This is a genomic window from Streptomyces gobitricini (assembly GCF_039532985.1).
Taxonomy (GTDB): Bacteria; Actinomycetota; Actinomycetes; order Streptomycetales; family Streptomycetaceae; genus Streptomyces; species Streptomyces gobitricini.
The window spans coordinates 54,227-72,068 of the sequence record NZ_BAAASR010000026.1 but is presented as its reverse complement, the minus strand read 5'-3'; the positions used below and the strand labels follow the sequence as shown (position 1 = coordinate 72,068).

Sequence of the window (17,842 nt, the reverse complement as noted above, 5' to 3'; positions counted from 1 at the left end):
ACCTCTTTTTTCACCGGCGTGCGGTCAGGCGGGCGGGCACGTCAGGTGTCGCCGTACGCTTCGCCGCCCAGCTCCAGCCGGGCGGTCCCTGCCGTGGCGTCGGCGAGCCAGGCCCGGAAGGTGCCGACGTGGGAGTCGGGCAGGCCGATCTCCATCGTGACCGCCTCCGCGTACCGCACGTCGCGCACCGCCCGCCCGGTGGCCCGCAGGTCGTTCTCCAGCTTCCCGGCCCGCTGGTGGTCGACCGTGACGGTGACGAGCCGGAAGCGCTGCCGGGTGAGGGTGCCGAGGGTGTCGAGGGCCTCGCCGACCGCACCGCCGTAGGCGCGGATGAGCCCGCCCGCGCCGAGTTTCACACCGCCGTAGTAGCGGGTGACGACGGCGGCGACGTACCGGACCTCGCGGCGCAGCAGCATCTGGAGCATGGGTACTCCCGCCGTGCCGCCCGGCTCTCCGTCGTCGCTCGCCTTCTGTACGGCGGCGTCGGCGCCGATGACGTACGCGAAGCAGTTGTGGCTGGCGGTGGGGTGCGCCTTGCGGACGCGTGCGACGAAGTCCTGCGCCTCCTGTTCGGTCGCGGCGGGCGCGAGGGCGCAGATGAAGCGCGATCGGTTGATCTCGGTCTCGTGCACGCCCTCGCGGGCGACCGTCCGGTACTGCTCCTGCATGCCGCCACCCTATGCGGAGGCGTGGCGGGGAATCTCCGGCGGTGGGTGGCGGTTGGCGCAGGGAGACGACGATCTGACGCACAGGAGGCGGAGCGTGACGGGCGAGACGGACACCGTTGAGAAGATCCTGACCGAGTCCGGGGACACCTGGGCGGTGGTGGGCCTGTCCAGCAACCGGGCCCGGGCCGCGTACGGCGTGGCCGCCGTCCTCCAGCGCTTCGGCAAGCGCGTCGTGCCGGTCCATCCCAAGGCGGAGACGGTCCACGGGGAGAAGGGGTACGCCTCGCTCGGGGAGATCCCGTTCCCGGTGGACGTGGTGGACGTGTTCGTCAACAGCCACTTGGCGGGGGCCGTCGCGGACGAGGCGGTGGCCAAGGGCGCCAAGGCGGTGTGGTTCCAGCTCGGGGTGATCGACGAGGCGGCGTACGAGCGGACCAGGGCGGCCGGGCTCGACATGGTCATGGACCGCTGCCCCGCCATCGAGATCCCGCGGCTCGGCCGGGGCTGACCCCGAGGCCTTCGAGGGCGACGAGTCCTCCGAGGACGGCCGCGCCCGGCGGTTCCGCGGCAATCCTGCCGGGCACGGCGAGCCCGCCCCGGCGCCGCCGGCCGCCGGTCGGGTCCCACTCGGTGCCGACGGCGCCGCCGTGGGCGGGAAGGGCCGGCCGGCGGGCAGCCCGGTCGGCGTGGCGAGCCGGTCGGGGGCCGGGCGGGCGTCGTCGGAGTCTTTGGCGGGTGCGCGCGTGCGGCCACGCCAACAGCGGTCGGCGGGCGGGAGGTCGGCCGTCTCAGCGTACGGGCGGGATGGAGACCGCCATGGTCATCTCGACCGTCTCGGCGCCGTCGTTGCGGTACGCGTGCGGGACGTTGGACTCGAACACGGCCGAGGTCCCGGCCGCTACCCGGTGTTCCGCCCCGTCGACGACGAGGGTGAGTTCCCCCGCCGTGACGTGGAGCAGCTCGGTGGTGCCGTCCGGGTGCGGGTCGGAGGCGCTGGCGTCGCCGGGCACCAGCGTCCAGGACCACAGTTCGAGCGGGCCGCGGGCCTCGGCGCCGACGAGGAGGGTGGTGCTGCTGCCCTTGTCGGTGGACCACATCCGTACCGCCTGCTCCTGGGGCACCAGGCGGACGTGGGGGCCCTGCTCGTGGTCGAGAAGCGTGGTGATGGAGACGCCGAGCGCGTCGGCGAGTTTCACGGTGGTGCCGACGCTCGGGTTCGTACGGGCCTGCTCGATCTGGATGATCATGCCTCGGCTGACACCGGCGCGGGCGGCGAGCGCGTCGAGAGTGAAGCCGCGCTCGCCGCGCCAGCGCCTGAGGTTGCGGGCGAGCGACTGCGTGAGCTGGTCGAGGTCCGACACGTTCCGTCCAATATCGGCAATGGCCTGGTTCAGCGCAGTGCGCTGCGGTTGCCGCACCGCGCTGTTCACCGCACTGTACTGCGCGGCTCGTCGACGAGCGGCTGAGGAAGGCCCCCGGGTGCGGGTGGGCCTGGCGCTGATGCGCGCGGCGCTGCCGGCGGGCGGCCGGTCAGGTCTTGTCGAGTTCGGCCAGCGCGGCCAGCTGCTGGGACGTCACGCCCTCGGGCACGGGCACGGGAGCGGGTGTACGCAGCGGGGGCTGCCAGCCGCTCTCGGCGTCCCAGCGGCGTACGACACGGGCCGGCGCCCCGGCGACCACCGCGTGGTCGGGCACCTCGCCCCGCACGACGGCTCCCGCGGCGACGACGACGTTGCGGCCGAGCCGGGCGCCGGGGAGGATCACCGCGCCGGTCCCGAGCCAGCAGCCCGGGCCCACCTCCACCGGTGCGGAACGCGGCCACTGCCGGCCGACCGGCTCGTCGGGGTCGTCGTAGCTGTGGTTGGTCGAGGTGATGTAGACGTACGGCCCGCAGAAGGTGTCCGCGCCGATGGTCACCGCCGCGTCGGCGACGACGTGACTGCCGCGCCCGAGGACGACACCGTTGCCGAGGGTCAGGACCGGGTCGGGCCCCAGGTCGAGCCCCGGCATCATCCCGGCGGTGAGCGTCACCTGCTCGGCGATGATGCAGTGGTCGCCCAGCTCGATCCACTCCTCGCCGAAGACGGTGCCCTGAGGGAACGCCAGCCGTGTACCGGGGCCCAGGCGCCGGAAACGCAGCCGCCCGGGACGGTCCGCGGTCACGGCACCCGTCTCCTGCACCCATCGCCAGCCGCCGTGCACGGCCCGGCTGAGCACCCGGCGCCGCCAGGCGGCCAGGGATGAGAACGTGTTTCTGTTCTTCGGCACCCGGACACGGTAGTCGCCCGGGTACCGGCCTACCGGCGTGACGCCCTGTGATGTTCGCCCCACCGTCGCCGCCGGGGCGGCCGTCGCCTAACGTTCCCCTGGCGCGACTTCGCAACACGAGGAGCAGGCGATGGCAGAGCGGGCGTTGATCACCGGGGTGGGCGGCAAGGAACCGGACGTGCATCCGGAGGCGTTCGCCGCGCCGACCGCCGTGGTGATCGGCGAGGTGACCATGGCGGCGGGTTCGAGCGTCTGGTACCACACCGTGCTGCGCGCCGACTGCGGGCCGATCGTCCTGGGTGCCGACAGCAACGTCCAGGACAACTGCACCGTGCACGTCGACCCCGGCTTCCCCGTCACGGTCGGTGAACGCGTGTCGGTCGGCCACAACGCGGTCCTGCACGGGTGCACCGTCGAGGACGACGTCCTGGTCGGCATGGGCGCCACGGTCCTCAACGGCGCCCACATCGGCGCCGGCTCGCTGATCGCCGCGCAGGCGCTGGTGCCGCAGGGCATGCGCGTCCCGCCCGGCTCCCTGGTCGCGGGCGTGCCGGCCAAGGTCAAGCGGGAGCTGACGGCCGAGGAGCGCGAGGGCATCAGACTGAACGCCGCGATGTACTCGGAGCTGGCCAAGGCCCACGGCGAGGCCCACTCCGCCTGACTCCCCGCCCCGGCCGGCACGCGGCTCCCCCGCCGGCGGCGCCTGCCGGGGGCGGGCCGCTCGCGTGACGGTCCGGTCTCCGGTGGTGGGCGGCCTCGCCTCTCCTGGACGTGCAGGGCCGGTTACTCCGTCGTCGATGCGCGCTGCCCGGCGTGCGGGGCCGCACGCCGGGCAGCCTGCCTCCTCAGACCGGGAGGACCGCCGCCCGAGCGGTGAGCCTCAGGTCGCGCGAGGACGTCCCCAGCCGGACGGTCCTGGTACCGGTGCCGAGCGTCCAGGCGTGGCGTTCCGGGTCCCAGGAGGAGAGCGTCCGGGCGGCGATCGGCACGGAGACGTGGCGGACCTGGCCCGGCCGCAGCTCGACGCGCCGGTAGCCGGCCAGAACGCGCGCCGGCTGGTCCAGCGTCAGATGCGGCGACGGTCCGACGTACAGCTGGGCGACGGTGACGCCGGTGCGCCGCCCGGTGTTGCGGACGGTGAAGCGCGCCGTGAGGCCGCCGCCCCGCGCGGGGGTCACGACCAGGCCGGAGTACGCGAAGGTGGTGTACGACAGCCCGTGGCCGAAGGGGAACAGCGGCTCGACGCCCTCCGCGTCGTACCAGCGGTAGCCGGTGCGGATGCCCTCGGAGTACTCCTGGACGCCGCCGGTGCCGGGGTAGCGGCGCGGGTCGCCGGCCATGGGGTGGCGGGTGTCGGAGACCGGGAAGGTCTGGGTCAGGCGGCCGCCGGGGTCGGTGTCCCCGAAGAGCACGGCGGTGGTCGCGGCGGCGCCCTCCTGGCCGGGGTAGTACATCTGGAGCACGGCGCCGGTACGGTCCAGCCACGGCATGGTGACGGCGGACGAGGTGTTGAGGACCACGGTCGTACGCGGGTTGGCGGCGGTCACCGCGTCGATCAGCGCCTCCTGGTGGCCGGGCAGGGCGAGGGTGGTCCGGTCGCGGCCCTCCGCGGCGTCCTCGTAGGCGAACAGCACCACGCTGTGCGCGGCGCGGGCGGCGCGTACCGCTTCGGCGACGTCCGCCGCGCGGGTGGCGGTGGTGATGCGGCGCAGCCGGAAGAGCTGCCCCTGGGCACCGCCGTCCGCGGTGACGCGCAGGGTGTGGCGCCCGGCGGTGAGGGGGAGCGTGCGGCGGCGGACGTTCAGGCCGTCGGGGGCGGTGGAGACCAGGCCGAAGCCGGCGAAGAGTTCGGCCTCGCGGTCCTGGAGGGCGAAGAGCTCGGCGCCGTCCACGAAGACCTTGGGGCGCGTGCCGTTGTAGTGGACGACGAAGGTCCACTCGTCGGCTTCGTCGAGGGTGAGCGTGCCCTCGTAGGTGTAGGTCTTCCCGGCGCGGACGCGCTGTCCTTCGAAGGCCGCCCCGTGGACGGGGAGGGGCTTGCCGTACAGGTCCTCGCCCAGGGCGTGGGTGACCGTGGCACCCTCGCCCGCGCGTGCGGTGATGGTGTCGAGCGGGCCGGCGGCGTGGTCGGGGACGACGTGGGCGCTGCCGCCGCCGCTGGCGAACGGGACCGCCGCGGTGGGGCCGATGACGGCGAGGGAGCGGGCGGCGGGCCCGGCGAGCGGCAGGGTGGCGTGCTCGTTGCGCAGCAGGGTGGCGCCGGCGACGGCGACCCGGTACGCGAGGCGCGCCCCGGCGTCCCGGTCGCGGGCCGCGGGACGGGCGGGCGCGGTGTCGTCGAGGAGCCCGAAGCGGCCCATGATGGTGAGGATCCGGCGTACGGAGCGGTCGACGGCGTCCTCGGTGACGGTGCCGTCCCGTACGGCGCGGCGGAGGGCGTCGCCGAACCAGCGGCCGACGGGCATCTCCATGTCGAGGCCGGCCGTGAGGGACGGGACGGTGCTGTGGGTGGCGTCCCAGTCGCTCATCACCCAGCCGTCGAAGCCCCACTGCTCGCGCAGCACTCCGGTGAGCAGGTCCCGGTTCTCGCAGGCGTGGCGGCCGTCGACCTTGTTGTAGGCGCCCATCACCGCCCCGGTGCCGGCGGCGACGGCGGCCTCGAAGCCGCGCAGTTCCGTCTCGTGCAGGGCCTGTTCGCCGATGCGTACGTCGACGGTGGTGCGGTCCTTCTCCTGGTTGTTGAGCGCGAAGTGCTTGACGGTGGCGATCAGGCCCTCGCCCTGGATGCCGCGGATCTCCTCGGCGACGAGGTCGGCGGTGAGGAGGGGATCCTCGCTGAACGTCTCGAAGTTCCGGCCGGCGTAGGGGGTGCGGATCAGGTTCACCATGGGCGACAGCAGGACGTCCTGGCCGAGCGCCCGGCCTTCGTGGCCGATGACGCGGCCGTACTCGTGGGCGAGGTCCGGGTCGAAGGCGCTCGCCAGCATCACGGGGGCGGGCAGGGCGGTGGCGCGGGCCCGGACGCGGACACCGGCGGGGCCGTCGGCGAGCCGCAGGGGCGGGATGCCGAGCCTCGGTACGCCGGGGATCCAGCCGGCCTGGCCGAGGCTGCCGGGGTCCTTGGCGCCGTGCAGGAAGGTGAGCTTCTCGTCGAGGGTGAGCCGCGCGAGCAGGTCGTCGACGCGGCCGCCGGTGGCGGGGGGTGCGGCGGCGTGGGCCGGGGCGGGGAGGGGGCCGGAGGTGGACGCCGCGACGGCGGCCGCTCCGGTGAGGAGGCGGAGCGTGGTCCTGCGGGAGACGTTTCGTGACATAGGCGCACTATGCGCAAGAAGGCGGGCGTTCCGTGCGACATGGCGTCGGACACGGCCGCCCCCGTACCCGAAGAGGGGTGCGGGGGCGGCTTTCACGCGCGCGTCCGACCACGCGCGCGTGCGACGGGGCCGCGCGCGTCAGGAGTGGGGGCGCAGCGTCCAGATGATGGTCATCTCGCCCGTGACGGCACCGTCCTCGCGGGTGATCGCGATGTTCACCGGGAACTCGGGGCGCTGCCCGGCGTCCAGTTCGGCCACGACCTCGGCCTTGGCGCGGCCGAGCGTCGCGGTGGCGGTGACGGGGCCCATGGCGAGCTTCTTGTAGCCGATCTCCGCCTTGACGGCGAGCGGCACGGCGCGGTTCGTCTGGTCGCCGAAGGCGCCGATGACGATGGCGCCGCTGGCGGACTCGCCCAGTGTGAACATCGCGCCCGCGTGCGGGCCGCCGACGTGGTTGTGGAAGGCGCCCTGGTCGGGGAGGCGGAGCACGGCCCGCTCGGCGGTCGCTTCGACGACCTCCAGGTTCAGGGTCTTGGCCATGGGAACAGTGGCCAGCAGCATGTCGCCGATGTTCGGCGGGGTCTCGGACATGGCCCCGAAGTTACCAGGCAGTAGCAAGTGCGGGAAGGTGTGTCAGGGTCATGGTCATGGGGGCGGGCGTGGCACCCGTCACCACGCCCCTCTATGGTTACTCGCCATGTGGCCAGGACAGCAGCCGCCCGGGGGCGAGCAGAACCCGCAGGACCAGAACCCGTACCAGCAGCCGGGGTACCAGCAGCCCAACCCGTACCAGCAGCCCGGCACTCCGCCGCCGCCGAGCGCTCCACCGCAGCAGCCCGGATACGGCTACCCGCAGCAGCCCGGCCAGCACCCCACGTACCAGCAGCCCAACCCGTACCAGCAGCCCACCGTCCAGTACGGGGTCCCGGGGCAGCCTCCCGGCCCGCCCGTGCCGCCGCCGCGGGACGCCGACGACAAGAGGAAGACGACCATCGTCGCCGTCGTCGCGGTGACCGCCGTCGTCGTGGCCGCCGGTGTCACCGGGTTCCTGGTGCTGAAGGACGACGACAAGAAGACCAGCGCCGGCGGGGACCCCAAGCCCACGCGGAGCGCGTCCACGTCCTCCGGTCCCGCCCCGGCGCCGACCGACAACCCGCGCGACGGCTCCGGCGCGGCCAAGCCCACCGTCCCGGGCTGGAAGGTCGTCTACAACCCCAAGCGCAGCGCCCAGTTCGACGTCCCCGCCGACTGGGAGGTCATCGGCGCGGGCACCAGTGTCGGCTTCGAGGACAAGAAGAAGGGCGACGGCAGCTCCGTCGTCATGATGTCCGCCCCGGCCGAGTTCAAGAGCAAGTGGTGCGTGGAGGACGCCAACAAGGACGGCCGCCAGGAGGAGCACGGCCTGGCCGTGGTCGGTACCAAGGGCGGCCAGGGCGCCAAGAACACCGCCGAGGCGGCCTACAACGAGGCCGGCAACTGGGTGTGGGCGGGCTACGCCCAGACGGAGCCCAAGGGCACCGTCAAGGTCACCAAGGCCGTGCCGTACACCACCGCCTCCGGTCTCACCGGACACGTCGCCACGGCGACCGCGCTCAAGACCAAGAAGGAGAGCAAGTGCGACACGGACGGCAAGTCCATCGCCTTCTCCTTCAAGAACGACAAGGGTGATTACGTCAGCTGGGTCATGTACGCCAACACCGGCATCCCGGACGAGCTGGCGGACGCGACCATCCAGAAGATCCTCGCGACCGTGCGGCTGCCCGCGGGGACGTCCTGACCTGCCCGGACCGATATCGGTTTGGCAACCGATATCGGTTTGGCACCGGGGCGAGCGGGCGGGGATAGTCCCCTGGTGAGTACACGCGTGCCCGCGCCCCGAAGGCGCCCGAGCCCCCGGCGCCCCGAGTGGGCCGGTCGCAACTACACCCTGCTGACCGCCGCCGCGATCATCACCAATCTGGGCACCCACGGTGCCCTGATCGCGGCGGCGTTCGCGGTGCTGGAGTCGGGCGGTGACGGCGGCGACGTGGGCCTCGTCGCCGCGGCCCGCACCCTCCCCCTCGTGCTGTTCCTGCTCATCGGCGGGGCGGTGGCCGACCGGATCCCCCGCCACCGGGTCATGGTCGCGGCCAACGCCCTCAACTGCGCCTCCCAGGCGGTGTTCGCCGCCCTCGTACTGGCGGGCGACCCGCAGCTGTGGCAGATGATGCTGCTCACCGCCCTGTGCGGCACCGGGCAGGCGTTCTTCAACCCGGCCGCCGAGGGCATGCTGATGTCCAGCGTCAGCGGCGAACAGGCCAACCGCGCCTTCGCGCTCTTCCGGATGGCCATGAACGGCGCGGGCATCGGCGGCGCCGCGCTCGGCGGCGCGATGATCGCGGCGTTCGGCCCGGGCTGGGTGCTCGCGGTCGACGCGGCGGCGTTCGCGGTGGCGGGCGCGCTGCGCGCCTTCCTCGACGTCGGCCACATCCGGGAGCGGGAGGCCGGGGGCGGGCTGCTGGCCGATCTGCGGGAGGGCTGGCAGGAGTTCGCGGGGCGCCCGTGGCTCTGGGCGATCGTGGCGCAGTTCTCGGTCGTGGTGGCGGTGGTCGGGGCCGCCGAGTCGGTGTACGGGCCGCTGGTCGCCGCGGACGAGCTGGGCGGGGCGCGCCCCTGGGGCCTGGCGCTCGCCGCGTTCGGGGTCGGGACGGTCGGCGGCGCGCTGCTGGCGATGCGCTGGAAGCCGCGCCGGATGCTCCTGGTCGGCACCGTGTGCGTCTTCCCGCTGGCGCTGCCGTCGGCCGCGCTGGCCGTGCCGCTCCCGGTGGGCGGTCTGATCGCGGCCATGTTCGTCTGCGGCGTCTCGCTGGAGATCTTCGGTGTCGCCTGGATGACCGCGCTGCACCAGGAGATCCCGGAGGACAAGCTGTCGCGGGTCTCGGCGTACGACTGGTTCGGTTCGACCGCCATGCTGCCTCTGTCGACGGCGCTGGCCGGACCGGCGGAGAGCGTGTTCGGGCGGTCCCAGGCGCTGTGGGGGTGCGCGGCCCTGGTGGTGCTGGTGACGGCGCTGGTGCTGCTGGTGCCCGACGTACGGAACCTGACGCGGCGTACGAAGGAGGTCACCGCGCAGGCGGTCGTTCCCGTGCCCTCATCCGATGCCGAAGGCCCCGCCGGGCGGCTCGGGTGACGCCACGGCGTCCTCGTCCCGCACCACCCGCGCGTCGCCCATGAACCGGGCCAGCGACTCACCGTGCTCCACGCGCGCGGGGAAGGCGTCGGCGGCGGCCCGCCGGGCCAGACACACGGTGTCGATCTCCCGGTGCGAGGCGACGAGCACCGCGTTCCCGAACCGCCGGCCGCGCAGCACGGCGGGCTCGGCGATAAGCGCGAGGTGCGCGAACACGGCGGCGAAGGTGACCAGCTGGGAGCGGAGGAAGGCGAAGGGCGCACCGTCCGCCAAATTCGCCGCATAGGTCCCGCCCGGTCGCAGCACCCGCTCCGCGGCCCGCGCGTACGCCAGGGACGTCAGGTGCGCGGGCACCCGCGACCCGCCGAACACATCCGCGATCAGCACGTCGGCGGACCGCGCGGGCGCCGCCTCGAGCCAGGCCCGGGCGTCCGCGCCGTGCACGGTGATCCCGCTGCCGGGCGGCAGCGGCAGGTGCTCCCCCACGAGCGCGACGAGACCCCGGTCGGCCTCGACGACGTCCTGCCGGGACCCGGGCCGGGTGACGGCCAGCCGCCGGGGCAGGGTGAGGGCCCCGCCGCCCAGGTGCAGGACGTCGAGCGGCTCGCCGTCGGGTGCCGCGCAGTCGACGGCGTGGGCGAGCCGGCGGGCGTACTCGAATTCCAGGTGCGTCGGGTCGTCGAGGTCGACGTACGACTGGGGCGCCCCGTCGATCGTCAGCAGCCACGCCCGGTCGCGGTCCACGTCGGGCATGAGCTTGGCGGTGCCGTGGTCGACGTCACGGAGTACGGGCAGGGGCTCGGGCCGGGGGCGGTTCACCGCCTCATTGTGCCCGTACGGCGCCGACGCCCCGGGCGGCCGGGTGCCCGGCGGTCGCGCGGCTCACGGCGACGGACAGGGTGAGGAGTGGCCCGCCGCCGGCCTCCTCGCCCGCCGCACCGCCGTACCCGCGGTACGTCACCGGCCATCTCGCCCGCCGCACCCGCGCCCCGCCGGACGGGGGCCGGCTGCCCGCCTCCACCCGGGTGTCGCTCCGGGGGAGACGGGCGGCGGCGCTCACAGCACCTCGGTCACCGTCCCGGCGCCGACGGTGCGGCCACCCTCGCGGATCGCGAACCCGAGGCCCGGCTCCAGCGGGACGTCCCGGCCCAGCTCGACGGTCATGGTGACCGTGTCGCCGGGGCGCGCGACGGCCACCTCCCCGAGGTCGACGTCACCGACGACGTCCGCGGTACGGACGTAGAACTGCGGCCGGTAGCCGGTCGTGACGGGCGTGGTACGCCCGCCCTCGCGCCCGGACAGGACGTAGACCCGCGCGGTGAAGCGGCGGCGCGGCTCGACGCTGCCGGGGGCCGCCACCACGTGGCCGCGCCGGACCGCGTCGCGCGGTACACCGCGCAGCAGCAGCGCCACGTTGTCGCCCGCCTGGGCGGACTCCATCGGCTTGCCGAAGGTCTCCAGTCCGGTGACGACCGTCTCCGTGTCCGCGCCCAGCACTTCCACACGGTCGCCGACCCGTACCGTCCCGCGCTCGACGGCACCGGTGACGACCGTGCCGCGACCGGTGATGGTGAGCACGTTCTCCACGGGCAGCAGGAACGGCGCGTCCACGTACCGCACGGGCATCGGCACATAGGTGTCCACCGCGTCCAGCAGCGCCTCGATGGCACCGGTCCAGCGCGGGTCGCCCTCCAGGGCCTTCAGCCCGGAGACCCGTACGACGGGGACGGCGTCGCCGCCGTAGCCGTGCGCGGTGAGCAGCTCCCGCACCTCCAGCTCCACCAGGTCGGCCAGCACCGCGTCCTCGCCGTCGTCGACGGCGTCGGCCTTGTTGAGGGCGACGACGATGTGGTCGACGCCTACCTGGCGGGCGAGCAGGACGTGCTCCGTGGTCTGCGGCATGATCCCGTCGAGCGCGGAGACCACGAGGATCGCCCCGTCGAGCTGGGCCGCGCCGGTGACCATGTTCTTGACGTAGTCGGCGTGGCCCGGCATGTCGACATGCGCGTAGTGGCGGGTGTCCGTCTCGTACTCGACGTGCGCGACGTTGATGGTGATACCGCGCCGCGCCTCCTCCGGTGCCCGGTCGATCCGGTCGAACGGCACGAAGGTGCCGGTCCCGCGCTCGCTGAGGACCTTGGTGATGGCGGCGGTCAGGGTGGTCTTGCCATGGTCGACATGGCCCATGGTGCCGATGTTGAGGTGCGGCTTGGTCCGCACGTATGCCGTCCTGGACATGGCTGTTGGCGGTTCCTTCCCGGAACTCGAAGCGTTTGAGGGGACCCCGCGGCCTTGCCGACCCTCCCCCTGCGGGGTCCGCCGGACGATCCGGGGAGGGTCAGCTTCGGGCGCCGTCGAGGATCAGGAGCGCCGGGGTGACGGCAGCCTTCGGCGCGTCCGCGACCGCGGACGACGCTGCGAGGAAGGCGTACCGGAACATGTGCCGATCATGGCTGAGACGGGTGGGCGCGTCGACCGAATTTCGGTACCGGCGGGGCGTGTGGTGCCGATGTGGCCGCCGGGGCCCGTGCAGCCCGCGTGAGGCGGACGTTACGGCGATCACCGGGCCCCGTCGGTTAGTCTCCCCGGATGCTCGACCCCGTCGCCAGGCCTCAGGCCGGTCTCGCCGTCCGCTGCTCCCGCGCTCTTCTGTCGCCGTGGTCGCGGCTGTCGTTGCTCTTCGCCGTCCTCGCGTCCGCCGCGGTGACGGTGGTGCTGTACGAGCCCCAGCGACTGCTGTCGGCGGGGTGGCCACCGCAGGTGGGCGGCGTGGGCGCGGTGGTGCTGTTCGCGCTGGCGTACGGGCTGTGCACCGCCGCCTTCGTACCGAGGCCGGTCCTGAACCTGGCGGCGGGCGCGCTGTTCGGCTCGCAGGCGGGGCTCGTGGCGGCGGTCGCCGGGACGGTGCTGGGCGCCGGGATCGCGTTCACACTCGGCCGGCTGCTGGGGCGGGACGCGCTGCGGCCGCTGGTACGCGGGCGCTGGCTGAAGGCGGCGGACGGCCAGTTGAGCCGGCACGGGTTCCGTTCGATGCTGGCGATCCGGCTGTTCCCGGGGGTGCCGTTCGCCGCCGCCAACTACTGCGCAGCCGTGTCGCGCATGGGGTACCTGCCGTTCCTGCTGGCGACGGGGCTCGGGTCCATCCCGAACACGGCGGCCTACGTGGTGGCGGGGAGCGAGGCGGCGTCACCGACCTCGCCCGCTTTCCTGTTCGCGATGGGGTTCATCGTGCTGAGCGGGCTGTGCGCGGCGGTGGTCGCCTGGCGCAAGCGGCACCGCCTGCGCAGCCGTGAACCCCAGCCGGTGAACCACAGGCCGTGAACGCCGTCCGGGTGAGGCGTGCCCGGCGAGGCGCGTCGGGGTGCGGCGCGTCCGGTGCTCCTTCCGCCGGCTCCCCGGCCGCCGCCCCCACCGGCCCCCCACCGGGCGGGTGCGGCCCCTCCGCATGCGCGCGGCGTGGATCCCGGTGGCTGTCGGCCGGGCCCCGTCGGCGCCCCGCGGGTTGCCCTGCGCGGTGGCGCCGTCGTGGACGGTGCCGGGGCCGATCGGGTCCGGGACCGGTTCATTCACTTAAGGGCTGTACGCTGCGCACCGACCGGCCGTCGATCAACGGCCGCCCCCCATTGACCGCACGAGCACATTCGGGACGGCCGTAGCCCCATGAATTGGTTCGAATCACTCATCCTCGGGCTCGTCCAGGGGCTGACGGAGTTCCTCCCCATTTCATCCAGCGCGCACCTGCGCCTCACCGCGGCCTTCGCGGGCTGGCACGACCCCGGCGCGGCCTTCACGGCGATCACCCAGATCGGTACGGAGACGGCCGTACTCATCTACTTCCGCAAGGACATCTCGCGGATCGTCTCCGCCTGGTCCCGTTCGTTGACGAACAAGGCGATGCGCGGCGACCACGACGCCCAGATGGGCTGGCTGGTCATCGTCGGCTCCATCCCGATCGGTGTGCTGGGCGTCACGCTCAAGGACCACATCGAGGGGCCCTTCCGGGACCTGCGCCTGATCGCCACCACCTTGATCGTGATGGGCATCGTCCTCGGCATCGCCGACCGGCTGGCGGCCCGCGTGGAGGAGGGCGGCCGCCACCGCGCCGCGCCGGAGCCGAAGACACTCAAGGACCTGGGCGTCAAGGACGGTCTGATCTTCGGCATGTGCCAGGCGATGGCGCTGATCCCGGGCGTGTCCCGGTCCGGAGCCACGATCAGCGGTGGTCTGCTGATGAGCTACACCCGTGAGGCGGCGGCCCGGTACTCGTTCCTCCTCGCCATCCCGGCGGTACTGGCGTCGGGTCTCTTCGAACTCAAGGACGCGACCGAGGGCGGGCACGTGTCGTGGGGCCCGACCATCTTCGCGACGGTCGTCGCCTTCGGCGTCGGGTACGCGGTCATCGCCTGGTTCATGAAGTTCATCACGACCAAGAGCTTCATGCCGTTCGTGATCTACCGGATCGTGCTCGGCCTGGTGCTGTTCGCGCTGGTCGGGATGGGTGTCCTCAGCCCCCACGCCGGTGAGTCGGGCGGCTGACCGTGCGGAACCCGGCCGGGCTCGGGGCGATGAGAGTTCGCCCACACGAGCCCGCGCCGGGGGAGGTTCGTCACAAAGCGCCCCGGGAAGTAGCCAGGCGCCCCGGCCGTCCGCCTACGCTGGGTGCCATGACCCCCTACCCTGCCGACCTGCCCACCCCGGACGCCGATGCCCTGAACGCGGCGATCCGTGAGTTGTGGGTGCGCGCCGGGGGGCGGTTGTCGCCGGACGAGCAGCGCATCTACAGCGCCCTGGTGCTCCAGTGGGCGCGGACGTCGCAGCAGGGGGACGTCACCGAAGCCGCGTAGGCCCGCTGGCGGCCCCCGCCCTTTAGCCAGCCCCGCCCTTCTGCCCGCCCCGCCCTTTAGCCCGCCCCGCCCTTCCGGGCGGTCGCCGGCGCCCTGACTGGTCCGGCTCGCGGATCGCCGCAGCGCATGGGCGGGGGCCGCCGGCAGGGGGGTGACCGGCGGCCCGATGCCCGGGTCCTCCGTCCCGAACACGCCCCATGAGCCTCCCGCGCGGTGGAGCCCGGTGCGAGGGCGCGCGGCGCATATATGCACGTACTTCATTCACACCCCGTGTGAACGGACCGTCGCCGGGGCCGGGGCGGTCGGCTCGTGCTGCGATCACGCGCCGCGCGGCGCACCCTGGTCCCATGGCTTGGCAGGCACCCGTCGTCGTGCACCGCCCCTCCCCCGGGGGCGGGCGGCGCGTCACCATTCGCGGGCGGATCGCGGGGCTCGCCCACAACGACGCGGACCTCATGGAGTTCCTGCGGCGCGCGGGGCTGGACGAGGCCGACATCTCGCTGGACGACCCGCACCTCGTCGAGTGGCGGGGCGGCCGGGCCCACCACTGGGAAGCGGCCTGACCGGAGGTGCCGGGGACGGGCGTGCACGGCTCTTGGCCACCCGGCTTCCGCTGTCCGACACTGAGGCGATGACGCAGCGTGTGGACCTCGCGACCCTGATGGACCGGCTCGCCATCGACGAACTGATCACCCGGTACGCGGTGGCCGTGGACGACGCGGACTGGGCGGCCTACCGGGGGCTGTTCACGACGGACGGGCGGGCCGACTACCGGGATGCGGGCGGTGTCGCCGGGCGCGCCGGTGAGGTGGCGGACTGGCTGGCGCAGACGCTGCGGTCCTTCCCCGTACGCCAGCTCCTCGTCGTCAACCGGCGCGTCTCGATCGAGGACCTGGGCGGCTACCCCGGCGACAGCGCCGAGGCGCTGGCCGACTACCTGCGCCCCATGCGGACGGAGGCGGGGGACGGCTCCGTCTCCGGCGGGCGGTACACGTTCGTCCTGGCGCGCACGGAGGGCGGCTGGCGGTTGCGCACGGTGGTGGCGCACGAGAAGTGGCGGCGCGCCCGAGGCGCACTGTCGGCGGAATGAGCGGCTCCCGCACACTGGAGGCATCAGGAGAGCCCCACTGCGCGAGGAGGCGCGGGATGCGGATCGCGGTCGGCCGGCGGGGCGCCGCGGCGCGGCTGGTGACGTCGCCGTGGTGGCGGGGCGCGGCCGCGGTGGTGGTGGGGGCGCTGCCCGCGCTCGCCTTTCCCGCGCCGTCGCTGTGGTGGTGGGCGTACCTCGCGCTGGTGCCGTGGATGCTGCTCATCCGCACCGCCCCCACCGGGCGTCGTGCGGCGCTGGACGGCTGGCTGGGCGGCATCGGCTTCACACTCGCCGTACACCACTGGCTGACACCGAGCCTTCATGTGTTCATCCTGCTCCTGGCCGCGCTGCTGGGGCTGTTGTGGGCACCGTGGGGGCTGCTGGTGAGGCTGATGCTGGCCGGGACGCCGTCACGCGCGCGTGCGGCGGCCGCTCTCGCCGTGGTGCCGTCCGGCTGGCTGATGATCGAGCTTGTCCGCTCGTGGGAGGGACTGGGCGGCCCCTGGGGCCTGATGGGTGCCAGCCAGTGGCAGGTGCCGCCCTCGCTGCGGGTGGCGTCGCTGGGCGGTGTCTGGCTGGTGAGTCTGCTCGTGGTGGCGGTCAACACGGCGGTGACCCTGCTGGTGTCCGTTCGTACCCTGCGTGCGACGGCCGTCGCCGGGGTGGTGGTGTGCGCGGTCGCCGTGGGAGCGGCGGCGTGGTGGGCTCCGGCCCCACAGCCGACCGGGCAGGTCCGGGTCGCCGTCGTCCAGCCCGGGGTCATCAACGGGGTGGGCGGGGCGGAGCGGCGGTTCGCGCGGGGCGAGGAGCTGACGCGGGAGCTGGCCGGGCGGGATGACGTGGACCTGGTGGTGTGGGGCGAGAGCAGCGTCGGCGCGGACCTGACGGCGCGGCCCGCGTACGCCGACCGGCTCTCGGCGCTGTCGCGGCAGGTCGGCGCCGAGGTGCTGGTCAACGTGGACGCGCGCCGCGCCGACCGGCCGGGCATCTACAAGAGCAGCGTCCTGGTGGGCCCCGAGGGCACCACCGGCGACCGGTACGACAAGATGCGGCTGGTGCCGTTCGGCGAGTACGTCCCCTTCCGCTCGGCGCTGGGGTGGGCCACCTCGGTCGGCAAGGCGGCGACCGAGGACCGCCGGCGCGGGGACCGGCCGGTGGTGATGACGGTCGGTGAGCAGGGGCTGCGGCTGGGCCCGCTGGTCTGCTTCGAGACGGCGTTCCCCGACATGAGCCGGCACCTGGTCCGGGCGGGCGCGCAGCTGCTGGTGGCGCAGTCGGCTACGTCGACGTTCCAGGACAGCTGGGCGCCCGGGCAGCATGCCTCGCTGGCGGCGCTGCGGGCCGCCGAGACGGGACGGCCGATGGTGCACGCGACGCTCACCGGCGTGAGCGCGGTGTACGGCCCGGACGGCGGCCGCGTCGGCGCACCGCTCGGTACGGACCGCAGCGCGGCCGCGGTGTACGACGTTCCGCTCGCGGGTGCGACGACCCCTTACATCCGGTTCGGTGACTGGGCGGTGTACGGGGCCGTGGCGGTGCTGGTCGCGCTGTGTGCCGTCGAGGGCGGCCGGGCGGTCAGGCGGCGGACTGCTCCAGGCACTCCCGTACCACCCGCTCGCACAGCTCGTGGGTCGCGAGTGCGTCCCGGGCGCTGAGCGTTCTCCCGGCCCGTACGTCGTCGAGGAAGGCGTGCACGGCCTGCTCGATGCCGCGCTGGCGGGCGACCGGCACCCAGTCGCCGCGCCGCCGGACGCTGGGCTGCCCCTTGTGGTCGATGACGTCGGCGAGGTTGAGGACCTGGCGCTTGGTGTCCTGCCCGGACACTTCGAGGATCTCCTCGGTGGAGCCGTTCATCCGGTTCATCATGCCGATGGCGGTGAAGCCGTCGCCGGACAGCTGGAGCACGACGTGATGGAGCAGGCCGTCGCGGACCCGGGCCCGTACGTCGGTGTGCTCGACCTGGCCGGGCAGCAGGAAGCGCAGGGTGTCGACGACGTGGATGAAGTCGTCCAGCACCAGGGTGCGCGGGTCCTCCGGGAGGCCGATCCGGTTCTTCTGCATCAGGATGAGCTCGCGCGGGTGGTCCAGGCACTGCGCGTAGCCGGGCGCGAGGCGGCGGTTGAAGCCGACCGCGAGGCCGACGCCACGCCGCTCGGCGAGCTCCACCAGGCGGCGGGAGTCGTCGAGTTCGTACGCCAGGGGCTTGTCGACGTACGTGGGCACGCCCGCGTCCAGCAGCCGGGTGACGATCTCGGCGTGCACGGAGGTCGGGGCGTGCACGAACGCGGCGTCGAGCCCGGCCGCGAGCAGCGAGTCCAGGTCGGTGTGGCGTCGGCCGACGGGCACGTGGAAGGTCTCGCCGACCCGGGTGAGGGTGGCCGGGGTGCGGGTCTGGAGGTGCAGTTCGGCGCCCGGGACGGTGGCGAGCACCGGCAGGTAGGCCTTCTGCGCGATGTCGCCGAGTCCGATGCAGCCGATCTTCACAGTGCTCT

19 protein-coding genes are annotated in these 17,842 nt (G+C 73.7%); 10 read left to right on the top strand and 9 right to left on the bottom strand.

The features are described 5' to 3' along the window. Window positions 1-41: 41 nt before the first annotated feature. Window positions 42-668, bottom strand: a complete 627-nt coding sequence (locus tag ABD347_RS22975) for a YigZ family protein (protein WP_344364418.1) — start codon at window positions 666-668, stop codon at window positions 42-44. Window positions 669-762: 94 nt separating this feature from the next. Between ABD347_RS22975 and ABD347_RS22970 the strand changes: the two genes are divergently transcribed. Then, window positions 763-1,176, top strand: a complete 414-nt coding sequence (locus ABD347_RS22970; protein WP_344364416.1) for a CoA-binding protein — start codon at window positions 763-765, stop codon at window positions 1,174-1,176. Between the two features lie 280 nt (window positions 1,177-1,456). Here ABD347_RS22970 and ABD347_RS22965 read toward each other — a convergent pair whose 3' ends face one another. Together ABD347_RS22965 and ABD347_RS22960 are read right to left on the bottom strand one after the other, a co-directional pair. After that, window positions 1,457-2,029: a helix-turn-helix domain-containing protein gene (locus ABD347_RS22965; RefSeq protein WP_344364413.1), complete on the bottom strand. Its 573-nt coding sequence runs from the start codon at window positions 2,027-2,029 to the stop codon at window positions 1,457-1,459. A gap of 169 nt (window positions 2,030-2,198) precedes the next feature. Continuing rightward, complete coding sequence (locus tag ABD347_RS22960; RefSeq protein WP_344364411.1) at window positions 2,199-2,936, bottom strand: acyltransferase; 738 nt, start codon at window positions 2,934-2,936, stop codon at window positions 2,199-2,201. A 130-nt stretch (window positions 2,937-3,066) separates the two neighbouring features. Here ABD347_RS22960 and ABD347_RS22955 point away from each other — a divergent pair, with 130 nt between their 5' ends. Beyond that, window positions 3,067-3,597, top strand: coding sequence for a gamma carbonic anhydrase family protein (locus tag ABD347_RS22955; RefSeq protein ID WP_344364409.1), 531 nt, complete (start codon window positions 3,067-3,069; stop codon window positions 3,595-3,597). Between the two features lie 184 nt (window positions 3,598-3,781). Here the strand turns inward: ABD347_RS22955 and ABD347_RS22950 are convergent, their stop codons facing one another. Together ABD347_RS22950 and ABD347_RS22945 are read right to left on the bottom strand one after the other, a co-directional pair. After that, window positions 3,782-6,247 carry a beta-glucosidase family protein gene (locus tag ABD347_RS22950; protein ID WP_344364407.1) on the bottom strand — a complete coding sequence of 822 codons (2,466 nt, stop codon included), beginning with the start codon at window positions 6,245-6,247 and terminating at the stop codon, window positions 3,782-3,784. Between the two features lie 138 nt (window positions 6,248-6,385). Beyond that, entirely contained in the window at window positions 6,386-6,838 is a 453-nt protein-coding gene (locus ABD347_RS22945) for a DUF4442 domain-containing protein (protein ID WP_344364405.1), read from the bottom strand. A gap of 106 nt (window positions 6,839-6,944) precedes the next feature. On the opposite strand from ABD347_RS22945, the gene ABD347_RS22940 reads away from it, so the two are divergent. Beyond that, a complete protein-coding gene (locus tag ABD347_RS22940) occupies window positions 6,945-8,024 on the top strand; it encodes a DUF8017 domain-containing protein (RefSeq protein ID WP_344364403.1) in 1,080 nt (359 codons plus the stop codon). A gap of 75 nt (window positions 8,025-8,099) precedes the next feature. Next, window positions 8,100-9,416 carry an MFS transporter gene (locus ABD347_RS22935; protein ID WP_344364402.1) on the top strand — a complete coding sequence of 439 codons (1,317 nt, stop codon included), beginning with the start codon at window positions 8,100-8,102 and terminating at the stop codon, window positions 9,414-9,416. On the opposite strand, the gene ABD347_RS22930 is transcribed toward ABD347_RS22935, so the two are convergent. From ABD347_RS22930 to tuf, 3 genes are all read right to left on the bottom strand, one after another. Further along, window positions 9,378-10,169, bottom strand: coding sequence for a spermidine synthase (locus ABD347_RS22930; RefSeq protein WP_344364518.1), 792 nt, complete (start codon window positions 10,167-10,169; stop codon window positions 9,378-9,380). The genes ABD347_RS22935 and ABD347_RS22930 overlap by 39 nt on opposite strands. 70 nt (window positions 10,170-10,239) lie before the next feature. After that, window positions 10,240-10,476 carry a hypothetical protein gene (locus ABD347_RS22925; RefSeq protein WP_344364400.1) on the bottom strand — a complete coding sequence of 79 codons (237 nt, stop codon included), beginning with the start codon at window positions 10,474-10,476 and terminating at the stop codon, window positions 10,240-10,242. Beyond that, entirely contained in the window at window positions 10,473-11,654 is a 1,182-nt protein-coding gene (gene tuf / locus ABD347_RS22920; RefSeq protein ID WP_344364397.1) for an elongation factor Tu, read from the bottom strand. Before tuf ends, ABD347_RS22925 begins: the two co-directional genes overlap by 4 nt. 351 nt (window positions 11,655-12,005) lie before the next feature. Between tuf and ABD347_RS22915 the strand changes: the two genes are divergently transcribed. The 6 genes from ABD347_RS22915 (at window position 12,006) to lnt (ending at window position 17,005) form a co-directional block, all read left to right on the top strand. Beyond that, complete coding sequence (locus ABD347_RS22915) at window positions 12,006-12,737, top strand: TVP38/TMEM64 family protein (RefSeq protein WP_344364395.1); 732 nt, start codon at window positions 12,006-12,008, stop codon at window positions 12,735-12,737. 339 nt (window positions 12,738-13,076) lie between these two features. Next, window positions 13,077-13,952 (top strand): undecaprenyl-diphosphate phosphatase, encoded by an 876-nt coding sequence (locus tag ABD347_RS22910; protein WP_344364393.1) that lies wholly within the window; start codon window positions 13,077-13,079, stop codon window positions 13,950-13,952. A gap of 128 nt (window positions 13,953-14,080) precedes the next feature. Beyond that, on the top strand, window positions 14,081-14,260 hold the full coding sequence (locus tag ABD347_RS22905) for a hypothetical protein (RefSeq protein WP_344364390.1): 180 nt from the start codon (window positions 14,081-14,083) through the stop codon (window positions 14,258-14,260). 347 nt (window positions 14,261-14,607) lie between these two features. Continuing rightward, window positions 14,608-14,823, top strand: coding sequence for a hypothetical protein (locus tag ABD347_RS22900; protein WP_344364387.1), 216 nt, complete (start codon window positions 14,608-14,610; stop codon window positions 14,821-14,823). 68 nt (window positions 14,824-14,891) lie between these two features. Further along, a complete protein-coding gene (locus ABD347_RS22895) occupies window positions 14,892-15,350 on the top strand; it encodes a nuclear transport factor 2 family protein (protein WP_344364385.1) in 459 nt (152 codons plus the stop codon). A gap of 56 nt (window positions 15,351-15,406) precedes the next feature. Further along, a complete protein-coding gene (lnt, locus tag ABD347_RS22890; RefSeq protein WP_344364382.1) occupies window positions 15,407-17,005 on the top strand; it encodes an apolipoprotein N-acyltransferase in 1,599 nt (532 codons plus the stop codon). Here the strand turns inward: lnt and ABD347_RS22885 are convergent. After that, a complete protein-coding gene (locus ABD347_RS22885; protein ID WP_344364380.1) occupies window positions 16,926-17,834 on the bottom strand; it encodes a Gfo/Idh/MocA family protein in 909 nt (302 codons plus the stop codon). The two genes, lnt and ABD347_RS22885, sit on opposite strands and share 80 nt — an antisense overlap. Between the last annotated feature and the right edge of the window lie 8 nt (window positions 17,835-17,842).